Origin of the sequence: Novosphingobium oxfordense, assembly GCF_044029435.1 — a bacterium.
GTDB lineage: Bacteria > Pseudomonadota > Alphaproteobacteria > Sphingomonadales > Sphingomonadaceae > Novosphingobium.
In genome coordinates this window covers 2,028,257-2,050,932 of record NZ_CP147005.1, presented here as the reverse complement: position 1 = coordinate 2,050,932, position 22,676 = coordinate 2,028,257, and the positions used below count along the sequence as shown (strand labels likewise).

Below are 22,676 nucleotides of genomic sequence, written 5' to 3'. Positions count from 1 at the left end.
ATGCCCTTGAATTCGGGAAGGAAGGAGCCTGCTGCCTAGCGGGCTTGCTGGCCGCCGAAAAGTGGGTCGCGATCAGTCGCGTGCATCGAAGGCATTTCGGGCGTCGTGAACGTCGCGCAGATGCGCCTCTGCCCAGAGCCATACGCCGCAGAACGCCTCGCCCAGGCTGTGGCCCAGCGGCGTGAGGCGATAATCGACGTGCGGGGGGATCACGGGGTGGACGGTGCGCTGGACGAAGCCGTCGCGCTCCATTTGCCGCAAGGTCTGTGTCAGCATCTTCTGGCTGATGCCCGGCACGAGTCGCGCCAGCGCGGTGAAGCGCTGCTCGCCATGCTCTTCCAGCGATTCGAGGATCAGCAAAGTCCACTTGTCGGCCACGCGGCCGATCAGTTCGTTGACGAGGGCATCTACCCCAGGGGTATCGGAATGACGGGTGAGGGGCTGATTTTCCATTTCTTACCTCTGGGTGCGTACCGCACGTTCAGGTGCCTACTTTCCAAAAGAGAGTATAGCCGTACAACGGCCTTCGCAACGTTCCTTCCAAAGGAGTTTCCCCATGAAGACCAGTGGCAACACCATCCTTCTTTCCGGTGGCGGGTCGGGTATCGGCCGCGAACTGGCGCAGCGCTGGCACGATGCCGGCAATGTCGTGATCGTGACCGGCCGCACGCTCGCCAGCCTTGAGCAGACAGCGAAGGGGCGGGAGAACATCGTGCCGATGGCCCTCGACGTTTCCGATCCAGAAGCCATCCGGGCGTTTGCAAAGCAGGTGCTGGCCGAGTTTCCGGCGCTCAATGTGCTGGTCAACAATGCCGGAATCATGCCCTTGGAGGACATCTCCGCGCCGCGCGACCTGACGCTTGCCGAGGCTTGTGTGACGACCAACCTGCTTGGCCCCATCCGGCTGACCGACGCCTTCGTCGAGCATCTGTCGGGCCAGCCCGATGCGGTGATCGTCAATGTCAGCTCAGGCCTGGCGTTCGTGCCGTTGGTCAGCGCGGCGGTCTATTCGGCGACCAAGGCGGCGATCCACTCCTGGTCCGATTCGCTGCGTTTTGCGCTTTCGGGCAAGGTAGAGGTGATCGAACTGGCGCCGCCCGCGGTGCAGACCGAACTCACGCCTGGCCAGTCCACCCGCGAAGGCTACATGCCGCTCCAGGACTTCATCGACGAGGTCATGGATCTTTTCGCCCGTGTGCCCACGCCCGAACTGATTGGCGTGCAGCGGCTTGGCTTCCTGCGCAATGCCGAGGCGGAGGGGCGCTATGCGCAGACTTTCGCCACCTTGAACGCTCCCCACGCCTGATCGCTGGCGCGGCGCGGCCGCCGATGCTATGACCGCCATGTTGCGGCGCAGCATCGGCGGCCATGCTTATGTTTTCCAACGACAAGCCTATGCATAAACTCGACCTCGCCTTGCAGGGCGGGGGTGCGCATGGCGCATTTACCTGGGGTGTGCTCGATGGGCTGCTTCAGGATGAGCGGCTGATGCCCGGCGCGCTGAGCGGTGCGAGCGCCGGCGCCATGAATGCGGCCGTGCTGGTTTCCGGCCTTGTCTCCGGCGGACGCGAGGGCGCGCGCGAACGATTGCGCGCCTTCTGGAAGGAATTGAATCGATCGGGACGCGAGGCGGGCCCGCTGATCCCGATCATGGAGGCGTTTCCGCAGACCTCCCGCGCGCTCTCCTCATGGTGGACGACCGTGTTCGGAGACGTGGGCATGACGCACGCTTCGCCCGAACTCGGCCGGGAAATGCAGGAGATATTGCGCAAGGTCATCGAAACCCACGTGGATTTCGATGCGATTCGCAGTAAGGACGCGCCGCTTTTGTTCATCTCGGCCACGAATGCCCGTTCCGGGACCTTGCGCCTGTTCCGCAATGCCGATCTATCGACCGACGCGCTGCTCGCCTCGGCCTGTCTACCGCTCTATTTTCCGCCGGTGACCATTGACGGAAAGGACTATTGGGATGGTGGCTACAGCGCCAATCCACCCCTGGTCCCGCTGGTGCAGGAAAGCCCTAACGACGATCTCCTGCTCATCACGGTGAACACGCAGGTTCGTTCCGAAACGCCGCGCAACGCTGCCGCCATCATCGATCGGCTCACGGAGATCGGTTTCAACCAGTCCATGCGCAAGGAATTGCAGGGGCTAGTCCTGCTGCAGCATGCGATCGGGCAGGCGCAGACGAAAGCAGGGGCGAAGGACGGCTTGGTCGCCCAAGTGGAGCGCTTACGACTGCACGAAATCCACGACGAAGCGACGCTGGCGGCGATGCCTGCACAGACCAAGTTGCTGCCAGTGCGGCACTTGCTGCTCAAGTTGCAGGACGCCGGCGAGGCGGCGGCGATGCACTGGTGCGAGACTTGCGTCGAGCATCTGGGCAAGCGGAGCACGGTGAACCTGGCGCGGCGGTTCGGGCCGGCGTGAGGGTCTCCGGATCGGACACGCCGCTATTGTGCCTTAACTAGTCCGTCATCCCCGCGTAGGCGGGGATCCCGCTTGTTCTTGAGGCGTAGCGCGAAGGAAAGCGGGGCCCCCGCCTCCGCGGGGGCGACGGGGTGTTGTGCCGACCGGTTGCGTCCGCGCTAATATGATTGCGCCGAGGGCGAGGGCTTTCCGCCAAAAAGAAAGCCGGGCCGTCCTGTTGGACGACCCGGCCAATCTTCAGCATTCCCGTGAAGTTTAGAGCGCGGGAACCAGCTTCTTGTCCGTGGCGATGCGGTTCATCGCCTTCTGGAGCTTCTCGAAAGCGCGAACCTCGATCTGGCGTACGCGCTCGCGGCTGACCTTGTAGACCTGGCTCAGCTCTTCGAGCGTCTTCGGGTCGTCGGTCAGGCGACGTTCGGTCAGAATGTCGCGCTCACGATCGTTGAGCGAGTCCATCGCCTCGACCAGCATGTCGTGGCGAACGGTCGATTCCTGGGCCTCGGCCACGGTTTCGTCCTGCAGCGGGCGGTCATCCGCAAGGATGTCCATCCACTGGCCTTCGCCTTCCTCGCGCAGGGAGACGTTCAGCGAAGCATCGCCGCCCATCATCATGCGCCGGTTCATATTCACCACTTCCTGCTGCGACACGCCGAGCGTGGTCGCGATCGTGGCGACATCGTCCGGATGCAGGTCGGTGTCTTCGTAAGCGTCGAGGTTCTTCTTCATGCGGCGCAAGTTGAAGAACAGCTTCTTCTGGCCCGCGGTGGTGCCCATCTTCACAAGCGACCACGAGCGCAGAATGAACTCTTGAATCGACGCCTTGATCCACCACATAGCATAAGTGGCAAGGCGGAAGCCCCGATCCGGCTCGAACTTCTTGACCCCCTGCATAAGGCCGATGTTGCCTTCGGAGATCAGTTCGGAAACGGGCAGGCCATAGCCACGATAGCCCATCGCGATCTTCGCGACGAGGCGAAGATGGCTGGTTACCAGCTGTGCAGCTGCTTCGGGATCCTCGTGTTCCTTGTAGCGCTTGGCGAGCATGTATTCCTGCTCCGGCGCAAGTATGGGGAACTTGCGGATCTCGGAGAGATAGCGATTTAGGCTCTGCTCGCTGCCCAGCGTCGGAACAGCCGGGAGATTGCGTTGCTTGGTGCTCACTGTCATCCGTCCTTTCCGGTCGGCCCGCGGTCGAAGACCCTATGCAGGCATCTTAGCTTGGGGCCACCTTTATAAGATAGCATGTTAATCCGATTTCACTGACGCAGTTCGTCGATCAGGGCCCGCATGTCGTCGGGCAAGGGGCTGGAAAATCGGACTGTCTCCCCAGTAACGGGGTGGACGAAGCCAAGTTCCGCTGCGTGAAGCGCTTGGCGGTGAAATCCGAGTCGCTGAAGGACCGGGCGAATCGCTGAAGGTGTACGTCCATAGACTGGATCCCCCAATAGCGAATGCCCGATTGACGACATGTGAACGCGTACTTGGTGCGTTCTTCCCGTTTCGAGGCGACATTCCACGAGCGCGGCGCTTTTAAGCGCTTCGATCGTGCGGTAATGAGTCACAGCGTGTTTGCCCCTGCCTTGTTCGACCAGTGCCATCTTCTTTCGGTTGGTATTCGAACGGCCGATCGATCCGGTTACAGTCCCGGCGAGAGGAATCGGTTTTCCGGCGACGACCGCCCGATAAGCGCGCTCGATCGAGTGGTCCGCGAACTGGGCGGCGAGACCTTCGTGGGCGCGGTCGGTCTTGGCGACCACCAGAAGTCCCGAGGTATCCTTGTCGATGCGGTGGACGATGCCCGGCCGCGCAACGCCGCCGATGCCCGAAAGTTGCCCCCGGCAGTGGTGGAGCAGGGCATTGACCAACGTGCCGTCCAGATTGCCGGCGGCGGGATGGACCACCAGGCCGGGCGGCTTATCGACCAGGATCAGGTATTCGTCCTCGAACACGACGTTCAGCGGAATGTCCTGCGGGGCGGCTTCGGCGGGAATGGCTTCGGGAACGGCGATGGCGAAAGGCGTGCCGGGTTCGACCTTGAGCGAAGCTTGTGCGGCGGGCTTTCCCGAAAGCGTGACGCGGCCTTCGCCCATCAGCGCCTTGATCCGTTCGCGCGAAAGGCCGCTGGCCTCTGCAAGCGCCTTGTCGAGGCGGCCACCGGCCTCCCCGATCGTACCTTCAATGATGTTTTCCATGACCCCCATTGTCTGTACGATTTGGGGATGAATGTCGAAGTGACAAGGGCAGTTGTGACCGCTTTGCTGGATGAGGCGGCACGTATTTATCCGGAGGAGTGCTGCGGGCTGCTGCTGGGCGGGGCGTCAGATGGCGGATTGCGGATAGAGACCGCCGTTCCCACCGCCAATGTCGCCCCCGAACGCACGCGTCATTTCGAGATAGACCCTGCCGCGCTGCTTGCCGCGCATCGCGCCGCGCGGGGCGGAGGGCCGCAGGTTCTGGGCTATTATCATTCGCATCCTACGGGCCAGCCCGTACCTTCCGACGTGGATTGCGAACATTCCACCGGCGATTTGCGGATTTGGGCGATCATTGGCGACGGGCGTGTTGCATTCTGGCGAGATAGCGGGAATGGTTTTTCCGCAATTATCTGCGATGTCATCGGCGGGAATCATCCGGATTCGCCTATAGATTCTGCTGATGCGGCGCGGGTTGCCGAATCCTGATCGCCACCTATCTGGTGGCCACCTGAAAAAGCATGGAAGTTTCCGCAGACAATGAGCACGCCCAGATGAGCACCAGCGCGATCGAACTTGCCAGTCTCCTCTGTTCGCGCCTGTGCCACGACATGTTGAGCCCGGTGGGCGCACTGTCGAACGGGCTTGAGCTTCTGTCGGATGAGAAGGATCCGGAGATGCGGCAGCGCTGCTTCGAACTTCTCGACCAGAGCGCGCGGATCTCGGCGGACAAGCTGAAATTCTTCCGCCTTGCTTTCGGCGCTGCCGGCGGCTTTGGAGACATGGTGCCGGTCAGCGAGGCGCGGGCGCTGGTCGATGCGCTGATCGCCAACAACGCGCGGATCGTGGTCAACTGGTCGCTGGGCACCGATGTGATGCCGAAGCCGGCGATCAAGACGTTGCTGAACTTCGCGCTGATCGGGATCGAGGCATTGCCGCGTGGCGGCACGCTGGACATTGCCGCTGAGCTGCGGCCGGACCAGCTGACCTGCGGCACCAGCGAGATCGTGGTGCGCGCGGCCGGCCCGCGCATCGCGTTCGACCGGGACGTGGGCCGCGCGCTCGAAGGAGATTTGCCGGAAGGCGACCTGTCCAGCCGCACTGCGCCGGCGGCGATGATCCAGCAGCTTGCACAAAGCCTGGGCGGCCGCCTGCAATATGCCTTGGCCGACGACGCGCTGGTCCTCGGCGCGGTGTTGCCGGGCATCTGATGGAGCCGATGGGGCGATGAACCGCTGGCTGGTCAACAAAGTCGTCCAATCGCCCAACTGCAACGAGCGCAAGCTGCCGGTGTCGATGGTGGTGCTCCACTACACCGGCATGAAAAGCGCGGACGAGGCGTTGGCGCGCATGTGCGATCCGGCGGCGGAAGTTTCCGCGCATTACATGATCGACGAGGAGGGGCTGGTCACCTCGCTGGTGCCGGAAGACAAGCGGGCGTGGCACGCCGGCCGATCCTACTGGCGCGGGGTGACCGACGTGAATTCCGCCTCGATCGGGATCGAACTGGTCAATCCCGGGCACGAGTGGGGCTACCGGCCGTTTCCCGAACCGCAGATGGACGCGCTGCTGCCCCTACTGGCGGACATCATGGACCGGCACGACATTCCGCGCGCAAACGTGGTCGCCCATTCGGACATCGCGCCGGCGCGCAAACAGGATCCGGGCGAGTATTTCGACTGGGCGCGCCTTGGCCAGTTGGGCCTCGCTCTGGAAATCCCGCCAGCCAAGATGAACCTGTTCTACGACAATCCCGGCGCCTTCTATCTGGCGCTCGAACGGTTCGGATATGACATCGCCGATGGGCGCGCTGCGGTCAGCGCTTTCCAGCGGCGCTGGCGGCCAGAGATCATCGATGGCGTGATCGACGGCGAAATTGGCGGAATTCTCTTCGAACTGCTGTTGGAGCGCGACACCGGTCGTGCTAGGTGACCCGCCGCACCGGGGAGCCGGGCAGCCGCGGGCGTTCTAGGACGCGCGAGGAAAGTCCGGGCTCCACGAAACAAGGGTGGCGGATAACGTCCGCCGGGCGAGTCGGGTTTTCAGGCCCGGCGAAGCTTAGGGAAAGTGCCACAGAGAGCAGACCGCCAACCGGGCTAACACTCGGAAGGTAAGGGTGAAAGGGTGCGGTAAGAGCGCACCGCGCTACCGGTAACGGCAAGCGGCATGGCAAACCCCACCCGGAGCAAGACCGAATAGGGGCTGCGCGCCATCTTGAATGGCGGGTTCGTTTCGGACCCAGGCAGCCCGGGTTGGTCGCTTGAGCGGCGCAGCAATGCGCCGCCTAGAGGAATGGCTGCCACCGCGGCGTAAGGTCCCTCTGTTTGGGAGACCACGCCAGGTACAGAACCCGGCTTACAGGCTCCCCGGTGCGAATCCTTCGACGATCGGTCAGGCGGCGACCTGGATGGAAATCCCGTCGCCATCGTCGCGCGCCTGGATGAACCAGCGATTCTCGCCCTCCAGGCCGATCGCGGTCAGCGTGCCGTGGACATAGGCGCCGGTGTCGATGCCGATGCGGTTGGCGCGGATTTCCGGCTGCTCGGTAATCGTATGGCCATGCACCACCACCGCGCCGAAATCGCCGTCGTGCGTCAGGAACGGTTCGCGAATCCAGCGGCAGTCGTGGCCCAACTGATGCTCCAGCGGCGTGTCGGGGCGCACGCCGGCATGGACGAACAGATAGTCGCCAATGCGCAGCATCTTCTCGAAGCCGTCCACGAAATCGAAATCGTCCTGCGGGATCGCTTCCAGCATCGCCAGTTGCAGTTCCTCGGTGCTGGCTTCCATCGCGAATTCCGGATCGACGCCATAGGAGAACAGCGTCTCGCGCCCGCCGTACTTCAGGAAGCTGCGGAACGCGTCCAGCTTGCGCGCGGCGACCAGCAGCATTTCCTCATGATTGCCCTGGATGAATTCCACCCGGCGCTCCTGCGACCACTGCCGCGCGCGGGCGATCACGCCGGCGCTGGCGGGGCCGCGATCGATGAGATCGCCCAGCAGGATGACATCGCTGATCGCATCGCCGCGACTGGCGTCGTCGCGTTCGATCGCGGCGATGAGTCCCTCGAAGAGGTCGAGCCGGCCATGAATGTCCCCCACGGCATAGACGCGTTGTCCCGGCGGGAGCTTGGGCGTCCGCTGCCTGGCGGGACGGGCGACAAGGTTTCTGAGCTTCGCAAGCATTCTATGTCGCCAGATATACGCCGCGCCCGGGGTATCGGCAAGCATGGCCTGCTGCAGGTGCGAGTGACAAAAAGTCCACACTTCGTTTCCCGATTGTTGCTTCTGTGAAATTTTCCTTGTGCCCCTCCGTGGTGCGATGCAGCATTATTGTGCTGACGCACGCTGGCCCGACACGAGGAAGCGGCGAAAAGCGCAGGCGGGAACAAAGCACCAAGAAGAATTAGTGAGGGAATGACCATGCTTATGTCCGTCCGTGGCGCCATCGCCGCGACCCTTCTTGCGGGCTCCGCGCTCGCAGCGACCCCCGCCTTCGCTGATGAAGCAGACGCTCCCAAGGACTTCACCGTCACCGGCAACGTTGCGCTCACCACCGATTATCGCTTCCGCGGCGTCTCGCTCTCGAACGGCGATCCGGCCATCCAGGGCGGCATCACCGTTTCGCACAAGAGCGGCGTCTACGTCAGCACTTGGTCGTCCTCGATCCATGGCGGCGACGTGTACGGCGATCAGGAACTGGACCTTATCGCGGGCTGGACCGGCGATCTGGGCCACGGCCTGACGCTTGACGCCGGCATGCTCTACTATGTGTATCCGAGCGGCCACGTGGGCGATGCGAACTACTGGGAGCCTTACGCATCGCTGGCCTATTCGGTTGGCCCGGCGAAGCTGAAGGCGGGTCTGGCCTATGCCTGGAAGCAGAAGGGTTTGCTCACCATCGACGGCTATAAGCACGACAACGTCTACGTCTACGGCAACGTCGACGTAGCCATTCCGAACACTCCGGTCACTGTTTCGGGCCACCTGGGCTACACCAGTGGCGTGCTGGCGCCTTGCTACTACTGCAATGGCGACAAGACCGGCGTGGACTATTCGATCGGCGCTTCGATGACGGTCTACGGCCCGCTTTCGGTCGGCGTCAGCTACATCGGCGTCAGCGGACCCAGCATCGACAGCTACACCAACGACGCCGTGGTCGGCACGCTGACCGCTTCGTTTTGATCCAACGATACGTTCGCAGGAGGACCCGCCCGGAGCATTCCGGGCGGGTTTTTCGCGTCCCGACGCTGCGATTGCGAGAACATGGTGGAGTGGCGGGCGCGGTCTGGTCTATCGTGGCCTAAGGCAGACGCCGTAAAGGCGCGCCGCCCTCTTCCAAAGGACATCCCGTGACCAAGTATCTCCACACCATGATCCGCGTGACCGATCCGGAGGCGACGATCGCCTTCTTCGAATTGATCGGCGTGAAGGAAACGCGCCGCTTTTCCAGCGAGCAGGGGCGTTTCACGCTGATCTACCTGGCCGCGCCGGGCGAGGAATCGGAAGTCGAGCTGACCTACAACTGGCCGGCCGAGGACGGTTCGTTCGAAGAGTATACCGGCGGGCGCAATTTCGGTCACCTCGCCTTCCAGGTCGAAGACATCTACGCCACCTGCCAGACGCTTGCCGATGCCGGCGTGACGATCAACCGCCCGCCGCGCGACGGGCACATGGCTTTCGTCCGCACGCCGGACGGCATCTCGGTGGAACTGCTGCAGGATGGCCGCCTCGAACCGGCAGAGCCCTGGGCTTCGATGCCGAACACCGGATCCTGGTAAGGCGGAACCCGGTCGGCGCGGTGTCAGGCCGCGTCGACCGTTCTCCCTGCGCGCCGTGGCTGCGGCGCCAGGCGCAGGATCGCAAAGCCCAGCAGCGATGAGAGCAGCGAACCTGCCAGGACGCCCAGCTTGGCTTCCTCCACCAGATGCGGATCGCCGGGGAAGGCCAGGGCGCCGATGAACAGGCTCATGGTGAAGCCGATCCCGCACAGTACGGCCATGCCCCAGAGCTGAATCCAGCTTGCACCCTCCGGCCGGGATGCGAAGCCCAGGCGGTCGGCCAGCAGGATGGCGGCAAAGATGCCGATCTGCTTGCCCAGGAACAGTCCCAGCGTCACGCCCAGCGGCACCGGATCGAGCACGCCCGCCAGCCCGATGCCTGCCAGCGCGACGCCGGCATTGGCAAATCCGAACAGGGGCACGATCAGGAAGCTGTTCCACGGCGCCAGCCCATGCTCCAGCTTCAACAGCATCGACCGGCCGCGCATCGGGCGCAGCGGGATCGTGAAAGCCAGCAGAACGCCGGCCACCGTGGCGTGGATTCCCGAGTTGAGCACGCAGAACCACAGGCCAAGGCCCAATAGCAGGTAGACCGGCATAAACGGCACGCGCAGGCGCCCGCAGGCGACCAGCGCAACCAGCAGGCCCAGCGCCGTTACGGCCCAGACGGGTTCGATCCGCGCCGTATAGAACAGTGCGATCACCGCCACGGCGCCAAGATCGTCGACAATGGCCACGGTCAGCAGGAACAGGCGAAGCGAGGCCGGGACGCGCGGGCCCAGTAAGGCGAGCACGCCGACGGCAAATGCGATGTCCGTGGCGGCCGGGATGGCCCATCCGCGCTGGGCGGGCAGCGCCGTTCCAGCCGTGGCGAGATAGATCAACGCCGGCACCGCCATGCCGGCCAGCGCCGCCAGCACGGGAAGCCGTCGCCGGGCCGGGCTGGACAGTTCGCCGTCGATCACCTCTCGCTTTATCTCCAGCCCGACGACGAAGAAAAACACCGCCATCAGCGCGTCGTTGATCCACGCATGCAACGTGTCGAGTCGTGCAACCGGGCGCCAGCCAAGCGGATGATGAAACAACTCGTGGTAACCATGACCAAGCGACGAATTCGCTATGAAAAGCGCCATTAGCGCTACGAAAATCAGCAAAATTCCCGAGGTCGCGTCGCTGCTCATTAACTTTGTGAAACGAACAGCCAATTCATTGGCGTATTTGCGGTGCGAAATCATAAGTCCTGTCTCGGGCAGACTTGGAGGCGACGCAAGCCGACGGGCTTCCCAAAAGGCCACGATCTTGGGGGTAGGCTGAGATCTGGCTGGGGGTGAATGGTGAGCGTCGGGGGAAAACGTGGGGGCAGCAGGGGCAATTGATCGGGCGTTGGTGTGTTTGCAGCATGTCGAGCAGGAACTGCTGCTGTTTACTGCATTCTGGCTCCTGCTGGGTGCGTTCGACGATCTTGGAGCGGATATCGCCTGGCTGTGGCTGTGCCTGACAGGAAAGGCAAGAAGCACACGCCTACCTGCTGACGCGTGTAACGCGCGGCTGACCGGCCGCATCGCCATCTTCATTGCGGCCTGGCATGAGGACGGCGTGATCGGCCACACCGTACGCCATGCCCTTTCTGCCTGGAATGCGCAGGATTTCCGTTTGTATGTCGGTTGCTACGCCAACGATCCGGCGACGCTGGCGGCGGCGATGGAGGGGGCAGGGAACGACACACGCGTGCGGCTGGTCATACATTCGCGCCAGGGGCCGACGACAAAGGCCGATTGCTTGAACCGTCTCTACGCGGCGCTTTGCGAGGATGAGGATCGCTGGGGCGCGCCCTTCCGCTGCATCGTGCTCCATGATGCGGAGGACATGGTCCATGCGGCCGAATTGACCGTGATCGATCGGGCGCTCAGCGATGCGGACTTCGTCCAGCTGCCGGTCCGCCCGGAGCGGCAGCCGCGATCGATCTGGATCGCGGGCCATTATCTCGACGAATTTGCCGAAGCGCACGGGAAATCCCTGGTCGTGCGCGATGCATTGGGCGCGGCCTTGCCGGCAGCCGGCGTGGGCTGCGGTTTTGCGCGCGAAATGTTGGGCCGCATCGCTGCATATCGCCAGGCGGAGGGTGGCAACGGCCCCTTCGCTGCGGAATGCCTGACCGAGGATTACGAACTGGGCGTGCTGGTCTGGCGGGAAGGGGGCAAGGGCCGCTTCGTACGCGCGCGCGATGTACAGGGCGAACTCGTCGCCACGCGCGCTTTCTTCCCGGACCGACTGGAGGATTCGGTGCGCCAGAAGACGCGCTGGATCCACGGCATCGCCTTTCAGTCGTGGGATCGGCTGGGCTGGAGCAGGCTGGATGGTAGGGCTGGCATGGCTGCGGGAATGGCGGATGTCTGGATGGCATTGCGCGATCGCCGCGGGCCTTTGACGGCGATCATCCTCGCCGCGAGCTATCTCCTGGTCATCGTGGAAGGGCTCTTCGCCATATTGCGCCTTTCAGGGTGGCAGATCGCGCCGATCCATTCGCCTATCCTGCGGTTCATGCTGATCGCCTGCGGGGTCAGCCTTGCCTGGCGCTGCGCTTTGCGGGGACTGTTCACGGCGCGTGAGTACGGGGCGATGGAAGGCCTCTGGGCCATGCTGCGGTTGCCGGTGGCCAATATCGTCGTGATCCTTGCCGCACGCCGGGCTTTGATGAGCTACCTGCGCACCTTGGCCGGGGGCAAGGTCGTCTGGGACAAGACGCGTCACGAAGCGCATCCGGCGGCAACGCCTGTTTGCGCGGGAACGTCGCCGCCCGGGGCGATCGTGCCGTTGCCCGGTGCGCGCGTGAGGACCCAAGATGCCATGCGGACGGCCGCGTAATGTCCGGTCGCATGCGGGGGCAACCCGTCATCGCCTTGCTTGCGGTGCTTTGCGGGTGGGTCGGTGGGCGCCTCTCCGCATGGGAGGCGGATTCCTCGTTCGCGGCGCCGGCGGCACATTCGGCGACGGCCCAGTCAGGGATGGCACAGTTGGGGATGGCGCAGTCGGGGACGGCGCAGGGCGAAACCGGCTATCGGCTCGATCCGAATGCGGGCCCGCAAACGCCTGTGGGCGGTTTCATGCCATCGATGCCGCCGATCGCCGGACGGGAGGATGCCATGCCTGCGGATCTGGCCTATTATCGCTCGGTCATGCTGGCCCGGCGAAACGCGGTCGGCCGATATCTGCCGGTTTCCTACGGTTTTTCCGGCGCAGACCCCGCTTATCCCATGCATGGGAGAGGCGATGGGGCAGGCGACGCGTTCCGATCGCCGGAGCTGGCGCAAGGCGGTGCAAATCCCGGCCGCGACTTTCCGCGCACTCTTGTCGATATCCGCGCGCGTGAACGATTGCCGGACGGGCTGCCCCCGCTTTCAGGCCTCCAAGCCAGGCCTGAGGCGGGCGATGGCACGGCCGGGGTAGGCGATTTAACCGGCACCCAGCAAAGGCCGGTGGCCCGGCGGTGGTCCGCCGATGCCTGGGCGCTGTTGCGCGGCAGTGGGCCCGGACCGCTGGCCAATGGCGCGCTGCCGGCGACCTATGGCGCCAGCCAGGCCGGCGTGGTGCTGCGCTATCGCCTGTCACTTGCATCGCGTTACCGGCCCGATTTCTACATGCGCGCCACCTCCACGCTTCACCAGATGCAGCGGGAAACCGCAGCAGCGCTCGGCATCGCCGTACGTCCGTTGGAGGCGCTGCCGGTAATCGCGGCAGTGGAAGCACGCCAGACCAATCAGGGGGGCAGGCGCTTCTTTCAGCCGGCGGCAATGGTGATTACGACGCTGCCGCCTTTCGATCTGGCCAGCCGGCTGCGCGGCGAAGCTTATGTGCAAGCGGGCTATGTGGCCGGCACATTTGCGACGCCGTTTGCGGATGGGCAGTTCAGGGTGGACCATCCCTTGTTCCGGTTCGGACGGGGGGAGGGCCGGATCGGTGGCGGCGTCTGGGGAGGCGCGCAGAAAGGCGTAAGCAGGCTGGATGCCGGGCCTTCCGCAACCATCGCCCTGCCGCTGACGCGCAGGGTCTATGGCCGGATCGGCGTCGACTGGCGGTTTCGGGTCGCCGGTGCCGCCGAACCGGACTCCGGACCGGCGCTGACTCTTTCCGCAGGTTTCTGATTCGCGGCTTTTCTCGGCTCTCTTGCTGCGGTAGCGAGAGGCTCGCATGGATGTCTATCTTCCCATCGCCAATCTCTCGGTCAACGGTCTGGTCATCGTTGTTCTGGGCGCACTGACAGGAATCCTGTCGGGCATGTTCGGCGTGGGCGGCGGCTTCCTGACGACGCCGCTAATGATCTTCTACGGCATTCCGCCCACGGTCGCGGCGGCATCGGCGGCAAGCCAGGTGACAGGGGCAAGCGTTTCCGGGGTGTTCGCGCATGCAAAGCGCGGCGGGGTCGATTACCTGATGGGCACAGTGATGGTGTTCGGTGGTATCGTCGGCACCGGTCTCGGCGCTTTGCTGTTCAACTTGCTGGCCCGGCTGGGGCAGATCGATACCGTCATCAACATTCTCTACGTGGTCATGCTCGGCTCGATCGGCAGCCTGATGGCCAAGGAAAGCATCCAGGCGATCCGCGCCGAGCGCAGCGGTGTGCCGATCGCCGCGCGAAAGCGTCGCCATCACCCAATGGTCGCCAACTTGCCGATGCGCTGGCGCTTCTATCGATCGGGCCTCTACATATCGCCGTTGGCACCGCTGCTGCTGGGTATCGCCACCGGCATCCTGACGATGCTGATGGGCATCGGCGGCGGTTTCGTGCTGGTTCCGGCCATGCTCTATATCCTGGGCATGAGCGCCAACGTCGTCGTTGGCACCTCTCTCTGGCAGATCCTTTTCACCACGATCGCAACAACCATGATGCATGCGATGACGACGCATGCGGTCGACATCGTGCTGGCTTCCTTGCTGCTGTTCGGTTCGGTCACCGGGGCACAGCTCGGCGCACAATTCGCCCAGAAGGCCAGCCCCGTGAAGCTGCGCCTGATCCTGGCGGTGATCGTGCTGCTGGTGGCGGCTCGGATGGCGCTGGGCCTCGGCTATCGGCCGGATGAGATATTCACGGTCGCGCCGTTGTGAGGGCGGCGTTCGTCTCGGCCTTCGCCCTGCTGGCGACGATCTTGCTGGGCGGTGCGCGCGATCCGATCCTGGTGCCCGAAGTGTCGCAGCACGAGGTTGCCTTGCAGCAGGGCTTCACCGGCACCGAACTGCTGCTGTTCGGCGCCATTCTGACGCCGGAGGGATCGCGCGCCGCGCAGGACTACGACATCGTCATTGTCCTCAAGGGGCCGACCCAATCGATCATCCTGCGCGAAAAGCGGAAAGTCGCCGGCATCTGGATCAATGTCGATAGCGCCGAATTCCGCTCTGCGCCTTCCTACTACGCGATAGCCTCTACCCGTCCGATTGCCTCGATCGTCGATGACAAAACGGCGGCGATCTATGAACTGGGCCTCAAATGGCTGCAACTCTCGCCGATCGGCGCGATCGATCCCGATGAACAGGCGCGCTTTGCCAACGGGCTTGTCGACCTCAACCGCCGCAATGGGCTCTATCGAGAGGACGAAGGCGGCGTGAAGGTGAGCGAGCAGGTGCTCTATCAGGCCCGCATCGGCCTGCCTTCGCGGGTGCCCACGGGGACATACACGGCAGAGACTTTCGCCATTTCCAAAGGCCGCGTGGTAGCCTCGGCCAGCAGCCAGGTGGAAGTTCGCAAGCTTGGCTTCGAACGCGCGGTTGCCGGTTTCGCGGAGGATTACGGCTTTGCCTATGGCCTGATGGCGGTGGCGGTTTCGGTCGGCATGGGGTGGTTGGCCGGGCGCCTTTTCGCGCTGCGTTGAGACTTTCGTACGAGTGCGATCTTAGCTGGAAATTAACTGCCCGGTCATAGCTCAGGGAGGACCAGTTTTACTGGGCCAGTTTCACTTGAGGGGCAGAATGAACCAGATGCAGATGGAGGGTTTCGATCCCTCGCGCGCGCCGCAGGCCGATCAGCCCACGGCTCATGCCGCGCCATCCCATCCAGCCCAGCCGCATCCTGCCCAGGCTCATCCCGCGCACGCCCATTCGGCGCCCCCCAGACATGCCGCGCCGCGCCTCGACACCGGGCGCGAACCGATCGGCGTGATCCTGGAGATTTCGGGCGCCGGTACGCGCATCGCGCTCGACATCAACCGCCTTGGCGAAGTGATGAAGGATGGCGATCCCTCTGTCGCGCAGTCGGGGCAGGTCGGCAGCCAGGTGAAGATCCGCGTCGGCAACGGCTGGCTGCTTGCCAGCATCCGCAACCAGAAGAGCGACAGCAAGACCCCCGGCGGCATCGTTGCCGAGGCGGACTTCCTGGGCGAAGGCAGTGAGGAGCGGCTTACCGGGCGCATCCACGGCTTTCGGCGCGGCGTCACGTTCTATCCGTCGCCAGGCGCGCTGGTCTATCCGGCGACGACTGACGACTTGCGCCAGATCTATGCCAGCGACGGGCGCAGCGCGATCCAGATCGGCAACGTCTATCCCACCAAGGACATTCGCGCCGGGCTCTACATCGACGCGCTGCTGGGCAAGCACTTTGCCCTGCTTGGCTCCACCGGCACAGGCAAGTCGACCAGCGCCGCGCTGATCCTGCACCGCATCTGCGAGCATGCGCCGGCCGGCCACATCATCATGATCGACCCGCACGGCGAGTATGCCTCGGCCTTCCGCAATACCGGCGTGATCCTTGACGTTTCGAACCTTCAGATGCCGTACTGGCTGATGAACTTCGAGGAGCATTGCGAGATCCTGCTGTCCTCGCGCGGGGACGATCGCCAGCTCGACAGCGAGATCCTGGGCAAGTGCCTGCTGGAGGCGCGATCCAAGAACCGTCTGGCCGAGCAGCTTGGCAAGATCACCGTGGATTCGCCGATCCCCTATCTGCTTTCCGACTTGTCCAACATCCTGAACAATCACATGGGCAAGCTGGACAAGGGGCATTCCAGTGCGCCGTACATGCGGATCAAGAACAAGCTGGACGAGTTGAAGGGCGATCCGCGCTACCAGTTCATGTTCTCGGGCATGCTGGTGGGCGACACGATGGCGGAGTTCATCTCCAAGATCTTCCGCCTGCCTTCCAACGGCCGCCCGATTTCGATCATCGACGTGTCCGGCGTGCCTTCGGACATCACCAGCACCGTTGTCGCCGTGCTCAGCCGCATGGTCTTCGACTACGCGATCTGGGGGCGCGAGGAGAAGACCCGGCCGATCCTGCTCGTCTGTGAGGAGGCTCACCGCTACGTGCCGAGCGAGAAGAACGCCGACGGATCCTCGGTCGGGCGCATTCTTTCGCGCATCGCCAAGGAAGGCCGCAAGTACGGCATCTCGCTGGGCCTGATCACCCAGCGCCCGTCCGACCTTGCCGAAGGCGTGCTGTCGCAGTGCGGCACGATCATCTCGATGCGCCTCAACAACGACCGCGACCAGGCCTTCGTCCGCGCGGCGATGCCCGAAGGCGCGCGCGGCTTCCTCGATTCCATCCCGGCGCTGCGCAATCGCGAATGCATCATCTGCGGGGAGGGCGTTACCATCCCCATCCGTGTCTCGTTCGACGAGCTTGAGGATTACAAGCGCCCGGCATCGGCGGACCCTTCGTTCACCGAACTGTGGAACAGCTCTGGCGGAGAGGAAGAGGCCGTCCTGCGCACGGTCCAGCGCTGGCGCGCGCAGGGGCGGTAATTCGGTCGTTTATCCTCCCCCGTGAGGGGGAGAGGAGGCGCTTACAGATCGAACGCCCGCCGCCACTTGCCCCAGCGGTAATAGGCCAGGGTCAGCAGCACCGTCAGCGTCGATCCCACCGGGTAGGCCCACCACAGCGCTTCGCTGCCGATCACCGGATAGGCGAGGTAGTAGAAGCCCAGGCGCCCCGGATAGAGCCCCAGGAACATGATGATCAGCGGTGCGACCACCGCGCCATAGGCGCGCAGAGTGCCGGTGAGGATCATCGTGATCGACATGATCACGAACGATGCCGTGCAGACCAGCTGGATATGCCGCGCGATCGGCATGGCCGGGCTGTCTCCGCCCAGGAACAGCGCCAGCAGCGGATGGTCGAACACCACGATCAGCGCGGCCATCAGCAGCGAGATGGCAAGGTTGGTGGCAAGGCCGATTTCGGTCACCTTGCCCACGCGGCTGTGATCGTGCGCCCCCAGCGACTGCGCGACCATCGCGCTTACGGCCGAGCCGATCGCCATCGCCGGCATCTGGAGGTAGTTCCACAGCTGCAGCGATGCGCCGTAGGCCGCCGCCGAATCCAGCCCCTCTCGGTTGACGAGGCCGACCATGATGAGCCCGGCGGAGGACACCAGCAGCATCTGCGCGCCCATCGGCAGACCCTTCAGGATCACATATTGCAGCTCGCTGCCGCGCGGGATCAGGTAGCCCAGCTCCGCGCCGCGCAGGCGCATCGGCAGGTCCTTGCGGTAGATCGTCCAGAGCTGGAACACGAGGCCGGCGAAGTTCGCGAAGGCCGTTGCCGCCGCCGATCCGGCAATGCCCAGCGAGGGCAGGGGCCCGGGGCCGATGATCAGCAGCGGGTTCAGAATCACGTCCAGCGCCACGGTCAGGATCATCGCGTAGAGCGGCGTCTTGGAATCGCCCGCGCCGCGCATGCCCATCGACACCATCAGCGAGAGCGAGCCCAGCGGCAGCGTCACGAAGATCACGCGCAGATAGGCCAGCGCCTCGATCCGGCTGGCGCCCGGCGTGCCCAGCGCGTGGAGCAGGGAGTCCGCCCCAAACCAGCCGGCGAGCCCGCAGCCGATCGCCAGCATCGTGCAGAAGCCGACGCCTGAACCGAACGTCTTGCGCGCCGCGTCGATGTCGCGTGCGCCGAAATGCTGGCCCACGCGCACCGTGGTCGCCATGCCGAAGCCGAAGACCAGCGCGATCAGCAGGAACATGATGATGTTGGCATTGGCCGTTGCCGCCAGCGCGCTTTCGCCCAGCAGCCGGCCGACCCAGATCGCATTGACCGATCCGTTGAGCGTCTGGAGGACGTTCGAGATCAGCATCGGGATCGAGAACACCAGCAGCGTCTTCAGGATCGGCCCCTGTGTGAGGTCGCCCTTCATGCGCTGCTGCTGCGCTGGCGTTTCAGGTTCCCCCGGCTCGGTTTCCCCGGCGGGAATCGGCGATGCTTCGTTCATGTACCCCTCAAGTTCCCCGCGTATCGCCCCAGATGTGGATGTGCAGGCGGTCCGTGAAGCGATAGCCTTCGCGCATGCATAAATCCGATAGCCAACCCGAGCGCTGCCGGATGACATCGCTGGAGCGTCCTTCGGGCATCAGGAATAGCCGTTCGAGCGGGATCGCGTAAGTCTCCCTAAGCGCTTCCACCTCTTCCACGTCGGCCGGTTCCGCCACCACGAACTTGAAGAAGGCGCGCGGATCCGCCGCCCATGCGGCAAGCCGCTCCGGCACAAGCGCCAGTTCCGCCGGATTGCCGCTGTGCGCCAGCTTCGGGCTGACATTGTACTGCTGCACCCGCGCATCGAGCGCGGCGTGCGGGGCGACCGATCCGTTGGTCTCGATCTCCACATGCATGCCCGGCCGCGCCTCGTCGAGCGCCGCCAGCATCCGTGCCAGTTGCGGGCCCTGAAGCAGCGGTTCGCCGCCGGTGATGACCAGGCGGTCGGGCGGCAGGTCCGCCACCATCTGCGCTACCTCGGCCTCTTCGGCCATGACCTGGTTGGCCTTGCGCTCGAAAGCCAGATCGTCGCGGTGGAAGCGATTGTCGCCGGTGAAGCGCCATGTGTAGGCCGTATCGCACCACTGGCAGGCGAGATTGCAGCGCGACAGCCGCACGAATGTGCTCGGCCGCCCCATGCTGGGGCCTTCGCCCTGAAGCGAGGCGAAGATTTCGGGTTCGCCGGGGGTGGTGGTGGCAAGCGCAAGCGTCACGGGAAATCTCGAATGCAAGTTTACGGTTTCGGGGCGGGCGGTTGACACAGTTTACACGGTCCAGAGGAAAAAGTGTCACCTTGTGTCGGAGGTGTCACCTTGCGGCCGGTTTCGGGGGGAGAGAGCAGGGCGGTCACGCGCGGAAATGTGTCAGAGGCGCGTGGGGTAGGAAAACGAAATCGGCCGTTTGTGGGCGTCGCGCAAGCCCACCCCGCTGCGACTAGGCAGGCGAGCTGCCAAGTCTCGCGGCCCTCCCGCCTGCGGGAGGGCTCGCTTGCGCAGCCGCGTCATCGCGGCGCTGTTACTCCCCTCCCGCAGGCGGGAGGGGTTGGGGGTGGGCCTTGCGCGACCTGTCGGGGTCAGCCCAGTCGCGCCAGCGCTGCCGCCAGACGCTCCGCCTCGGCAGAGTGGTGCGCGTGGTCGGCGCGGGCCTTGTCGATAGCTTCCGGCTTGGCCTTCTCGACGAAGGCCGGGTTGCCCAGGCGCTTATCGAGCGAGTCCCGTTCCTTGACCGAAGCGGCCATGGCCTTTTCCAGACGGGCCTTCTCGGCAGCAATGTCGATCACGCCTTCCAGCGGGATCGCCAAGGTCGCGTCGCCCGCGCCCACTTGCATGGCGGCACCGGCCGGAGCTGCCTCGAAGTGGATCGCATCCAGACGCGCCAGACGGTCGATCGCGGTGCCGTTGCGGCCGATCACCGCGCGGGTGGCGTCCGAAGGATCGGCGACATAGGCAGTGAGGCGCGCACCCGGTGCGATGCCGAGTTCGGACTTGGCGCCGCGAAGGTTGCCGATCAGCGCGATCAGCCATTCGACTTCGGCCTTCGCCTCGGCATCCACTGCAGCGTCCGGTGCGGGCCATGCGGCGACGATCAGGTCCTGATCGCGCGTGCCCATCTTGCTCCACAGCTCTTCGGTAACGAAGGGCATGAAGGGGTGGAGCATGACCAGGATTTGGTCGAGCACCCAGCCGGCGACGGCCTTAGTCTCGTCATCGAAGCTGCCCTTGATCAGTTCGATGTACCAGTCGCAGAACTGGTTCCAGACGAAGTGGTAGATCGCATTGGCGGCCGCGTCGAAGCGCAAGTCGGCCATGGCCTTGTCGAGCAGGGCGACGGTCTCGACGACTTCGCCGATGATCCACTTGTTGACTGCGGTGGTCGCTTCCGGAGCCTTGACCGAAGTGCTGGCGACGATGCCATTGGACTGGCAGAAGCGCGCGGCGTTCCACAGCTTCGTGGCGAAGTTGCGGTAACCTTCGACGCGCTTTTCATCCATCTTCACGTCGCGGCCCTGGCTTTCCATGGCGGCCATGAAGAAGCGCAGCGCGTCGGCGCCGTACTTGTCGATCAGGCCCAGCGGATCGACCACGTTGCCCTTGGACTTCGACATCTTCTGGCCATCGGCGGCGCGGACGAGGCCGTGGAGGTAGAGCCGCTTCCACGGCACTTCCTTCATGAAGTGAATGCCCTGCATCGCCATGCGCGCATCCCAGAAGAACAGGATGTCGAAGCCGGAGACGAGCAGGTCGTTCGGATAGTGCTTCTTCAGCAGCGGCGCGTCTTCATCAGGCCAGCCGAGCGTGGCGAAAGGCCAGAGCGCGGAGGAGAACCAGGTGTCCAGCACGTCGTTGTCGCGGGTCAGCTTCTTGTTGCCGGCCTGCGCCTGCGCCTCTTCCTCGGTTTCGGCGACGAAGATTTCGCCGTCTTCCGAATACCACGCCGGGATGCGGTGGCCCCACCAGAGCTGGCGGGACACGCACCAGGGCTGGATGTTTTCCATCCAGTTGAAGAAGGTCTTCTCCCAGGTCTTCGGGACGATCTCGATCGCGCCGGAGCGGACGGCTTCCATCGGCGGGCCGGCAAGCGTCTGCGCATCGACGTACCACTGGTCGGTCAGCCAGGGTTCGATGACGACGCCGCTGCGGTCGCCGAACGGGGTCTGGATCACGCGATCCTCGACCTTTTCGAGCAGGCCGTCGTCTTCCAGGAATGCGACGATCGCCTTGCGCGCCTCGAACCGGTCCATGCCGATGAACTGCGCGGGGACAAGGCCGTCCTGCGTCTGGCAGACCTTGGCATCGGCATCGAGCATGTTGAGCATGTCGGCGGCCTTGAAGCCCGCACGCTTGCCAACCTCGAAGTCGTTGAAGTCATGGCCGGGCGTGATCTTCACCGCGCCGGAGCCCAGTTCGGGATCGGCATGCTCGTCCGCGACGATGGGAATCTCGCGGCCGGTGAGCGGCAGGGTGACGGTGGCGCCGCGCGCCAGCAGTTCCTTGTAGCGCTCGTCCTCCGGGTTCACCGCGACGGCCATGTCGGCCAGCATCGTTTCGGGGCGGGTGGTGGCGACGTGGATGTGGCCCGAACCGTCCGAAAGCGGATACTTGATGTGCCAGAAGTGGCCGTTGGTCTCGCGCGTTTCGACCTCAAGGTCGGAAATGGCGGTGCGGAACTTCGGATCCCAGTTCACCAGGCGCTTGTCGCGATAGATCAGGCCCTGCTTGTGCAGATCCACGAAGACCTTGACCACGGCCTTGGTGAAGTGCGGGTCCATCGTGAACTGCTCGCGGCTCCAGTCCATCGAGCAGCCCAGGCGGCGCAGCTGGCCGGTGATGGTGCCGCCGGATTCGGCCTTCCACTCCCAGACCTTCTCGATGAAAGCTTCGCGGGTGTAATTCGCGCGCTTGTCCTGCTTCGCTTCCATCTGGCGCTCGACCACCATCTGCGTGGCGATGCCGGCATGGTCGGTGCCGACCACCCAGAGCGCGTCCTTGCCCTTCAGACGCTCGTGACGGATCACGATGTCCTGCAGCGTATTGTCCAGCGCGTGGCCGATGTGGAGCGATCCGGTGACGTTCGGCGGCGGGTTCACGATGGTGAACGGCTGCGCGTCAGGACGCTCGGGGCGGAACAGCCCTTCGCCTTCCCAGTGCTGGTACCACTTCGCCTCGATCTGGGCGGGGTCGAAGGTCTTGTCGAGCCCAGTTTCGAGGGTGCCTTCGGGCGCGGTTTCTGGAGTGTCGGTCATGGGGCGGGGCTTTGCCAGTAGAGGCACCCGCGCGCAAGTACGGGGAGTCCTTTGTCGGGTACGCCTTCGACATCCGTCGAAGGCTTGCGGCACCAGCCCACTCCCCCACCCGACCTCCCATCCAGGATACACTGCTGTGGGAGGTCGGGTGGGGGAGTGGGCTGGTGCCGCTCAAAGCGGGCGGATGCCCGTTTTGCCCGACCGTGAGGTCGTCCTAATTGCAAAATCAACAATCTGTCGCAGCCGGGGAACCCCTTGCCGGTACAGGCATTTTCCCCCAATACGAGCGC

General features: G+C 64.3%; 20 protein-coding genes and 1 other RNA gene. 13 read left to right on the top strand and 8 right to left on the bottom strand.

Annotation, left to right across the window (positions count from 1 at the left end; all coding sequences use genetic code 11):
- Positions 1–72 precede the first annotated feature (72 nt).
- Complete coding sequence (locus tag WBP07_RS09530) at positions 73–453, bottom strand: winged helix-turn-helix transcriptional regulator (protein WP_395390785.1); 381 nt, start codon at positions 451–453, stop codon at positions 73–75.
- A 103-nt stretch (positions 454–556) separates the two neighbouring features.
- Between WBP07_RS09530 and WBP07_RS09525 the strand changes: the two genes are divergently transcribed.
- Together WBP07_RS09525 and WBP07_RS09520 are read left to right on the top strand one after the other, a co-directional pair.
- On the top strand, positions 557–1,306 hold the full coding sequence (locus WBP07_RS09525; RefSeq protein WP_395390783.1) for an SDR family oxidoreductase: 750 nt from the start codon (positions 557–559) through the stop codon (positions 1,304–1,306).
- Between the two features lie 89 nt (positions 1,307–1,395).
- Entirely contained in the window at positions 1,396–2,430 is a 1,035-nt protein-coding gene (locus WBP07_RS09520) for a patatin-like phospholipase family protein (RefSeq protein WP_395390781.1), read from the top strand.
- A gap of 255 nt (positions 2,431–2,685) precedes the next feature.
- Here the strand turns inward: WBP07_RS09520 and rpoH are convergent, their stop codons facing one another.
- The gene (gene rpoH / locus WBP07_RS09515; protein ID WP_395390779.1) at positions 2,686–3,597 is read right to left on the bottom strand and encodes an RNA polymerase sigma factor RpoH; all 912 of its coding nucleotides are present in this window, start codon (positions 3,595–3,597) and stop codon (positions 2,686–2,688) included.
- Positions 3,598–3,686: 89 nt separating this feature from the next.
- A complete protein-coding gene (locus WBP07_RS09510; RefSeq protein WP_395390777.1) occupies positions 3,687–4,631 on the bottom strand; it encodes an RluA family pseudouridine synthase in 945 nt (314 codons plus the stop codon).
- Between the two features lie 18 nt (positions 4,632–4,649).
- Here WBP07_RS09510 and WBP07_RS09505 point away from each other — a divergent pair, with 18 nt between their 5' ends.
- The 4 genes from WBP07_RS09505 (at position 4,650) to rnpB (ending at position 6,996) form a co-directional block, all read left to right on the top strand.
- A complete protein-coding gene (locus WBP07_RS09505; RefSeq protein WP_395390776.1) occupies positions 4,650–5,111 on the top strand; it encodes a M67 family metallopeptidase in 462 nt (153 codons plus the stop codon).
- 65 nt (positions 5,112–5,176) lie between these two features.
- Positions 5,177–5,833: a histidine phosphotransferase family protein gene (locus tag WBP07_RS09500; protein WP_395395764.1), complete on the top strand. Its 657-nt coding sequence runs from the start codon at positions 5,177–5,179 to the stop codon at positions 5,831–5,833.
- Between the two features lie 16 nt (positions 5,834–5,849).
- A complete protein-coding gene (locus WBP07_RS09495) occupies positions 5,850–6,554 on the top strand; it encodes an N-acetylmuramoyl-L-alanine amidase (protein ID WP_395390774.1) in 705 nt (234 codons plus the stop codon).
- Positions 6,555–6,563: 9 nt separating this feature from the next.
- Positions 6,564–6,996, top strand: an RNA gene (gene rnpB, locus WBP07_RS09490) — RNase P RNA component class A.
- A 17-nt stretch (positions 6,997–7,013) separates the two neighbouring features.
- Here the strand turns inward: rnpB and WBP07_RS09485 are convergent.
- Positions 7,014–7,808 carry a metallophosphoesterase gene (locus WBP07_RS09485; protein WP_395390771.1) on the bottom strand — a complete coding sequence of 265 codons (795 nt, stop codon included), beginning with the start codon at positions 7,806–7,808 and terminating at the stop codon, positions 7,014–7,016.
- A gap of 237 nt (positions 7,809–8,045) precedes the next feature.
- On the opposite strand from WBP07_RS09485, the gene WBP07_RS09480 reads away from it, so the two are divergent.
- Both WBP07_RS09480 and WBP07_RS09475 read left to right on the top strand, forming a co-directional pair.
- Positions 8,046–8,807: a TorF family putative porin gene (locus tag WBP07_RS09480; RefSeq protein ID WP_395390768.1), complete on the top strand. Its 762-nt coding sequence runs from the start codon at positions 8,046–8,048 to the stop codon at positions 8,805–8,807.
- 167 nt (positions 8,808–8,974) lie between these two features.
- Positions 8,975–9,403: a VOC family protein gene (locus WBP07_RS09475; RefSeq protein ID WP_395390766.1), complete on the top strand. Its 429-nt coding sequence runs from the start codon at positions 8,975–8,977 to the stop codon at positions 9,401–9,403.
- A 23-nt stretch (positions 9,404–9,426) separates the two neighbouring features.
- On the opposite strand, the gene nhaA is transcribed toward WBP07_RS09475, so the two are convergent.
- On the bottom strand, positions 9,427–10,638 hold the full coding sequence (nhaA, locus tag WBP07_RS09470) for a Na+/H+ antiporter NhaA (RefSeq protein WP_395390764.1): 1,212 nt from the start codon (positions 10,636–10,638) through the stop codon (positions 9,427–9,429).
- Between the two features lie 151 nt (positions 10,639–10,789).
- Here nhaA and WBP07_RS09465 point away from each other — a divergent pair, with 151 nt between their 5' ends.
- The 5 genes from WBP07_RS09465 (at position 10,790) to WBP07_RS09445 (ending at position 17,131) form a co-directional block, all read left to right on the top strand.
- Positions 10,790–12,268 (top strand): glycosyl transferase family protein, encoded by a 1,479-nt coding sequence (locus WBP07_RS09465; protein ID WP_395390762.1) that lies wholly within the window; start codon positions 10,790–10,792, stop codon positions 12,266–12,268.
- Between the two features lie 11 nt (positions 12,269–12,279).
- Positions 12,280–13,545: a hypothetical protein gene (locus WBP07_RS09460; protein WP_395390760.1), complete on the top strand. Its 1,266-nt coding sequence runs from the start codon at positions 12,280–12,282 to the stop codon at positions 13,543–13,545.
- A gap of 46 nt (positions 13,546–13,591) precedes the next feature.
- Complete coding sequence (locus WBP07_RS09455; RefSeq protein WP_395390759.1) at positions 13,592–14,506, top strand: sulfite exporter TauE/SafE family protein; 915 nt, start codon at positions 13,592–13,594, stop codon at positions 14,504–14,506.
- On the top strand, positions 14,503–15,267 hold the full coding sequence (locus WBP07_RS09450; RefSeq protein ID WP_395390756.1) for a TIGR02186 family protein: 765 nt from the start codon (positions 14,503–14,505) through the stop codon (positions 15,265–15,267). The genes WBP07_RS09455 and WBP07_RS09450 overlap by 4 nt, the downstream gene beginning before the upstream one ends.
- A gap of 97 nt (positions 15,268–15,364) precedes the next feature.
- Complete coding sequence (locus WBP07_RS09445; protein ID WP_395390754.1) at positions 15,365–17,131, top strand: ATP-binding protein; 1,767 nt, start codon at positions 15,365–15,367, stop codon at positions 17,129–17,131.
- Between the two features lie 41 nt (positions 17,132–17,172).
- On the opposite strand, the gene WBP07_RS09440 is transcribed toward WBP07_RS09445, so the two are convergent.
- From WBP07_RS09440 to WBP07_RS09430, 3 genes are all read right to left on the bottom strand, one after another.
- Positions 17,173–18,603, bottom strand: a complete 1,431-nt coding sequence (locus WBP07_RS09440) for an MATE family efflux transporter (protein WP_395390752.1) — start codon at positions 18,601–18,603, stop codon at positions 17,173–17,175.
- A gap of 7 nt (positions 18,604–18,610) precedes the next feature.
- The gene (locus tag WBP07_RS09435; RefSeq protein ID WP_395390749.1) at positions 18,611–19,357 is read right to left on the bottom strand and encodes a 7-carboxy-7-deazaguanine synthase QueE; all 747 of its coding nucleotides are present in this window, start codon (positions 19,355–19,357) and stop codon (positions 18,611–18,613) included.
- Positions 19,358–19,716: 359 nt separating this feature from the next.
- Positions 19,717–22,386: a valine--tRNA ligase gene (locus WBP07_RS09430; protein ID WP_395390747.1), complete on the bottom strand. Its 2,670-nt coding sequence runs from the start codon at positions 22,384–22,386 to the stop codon at positions 19,717–19,719.
- Positions 22,387–22,676 lie beyond the last annotated feature (290 nt).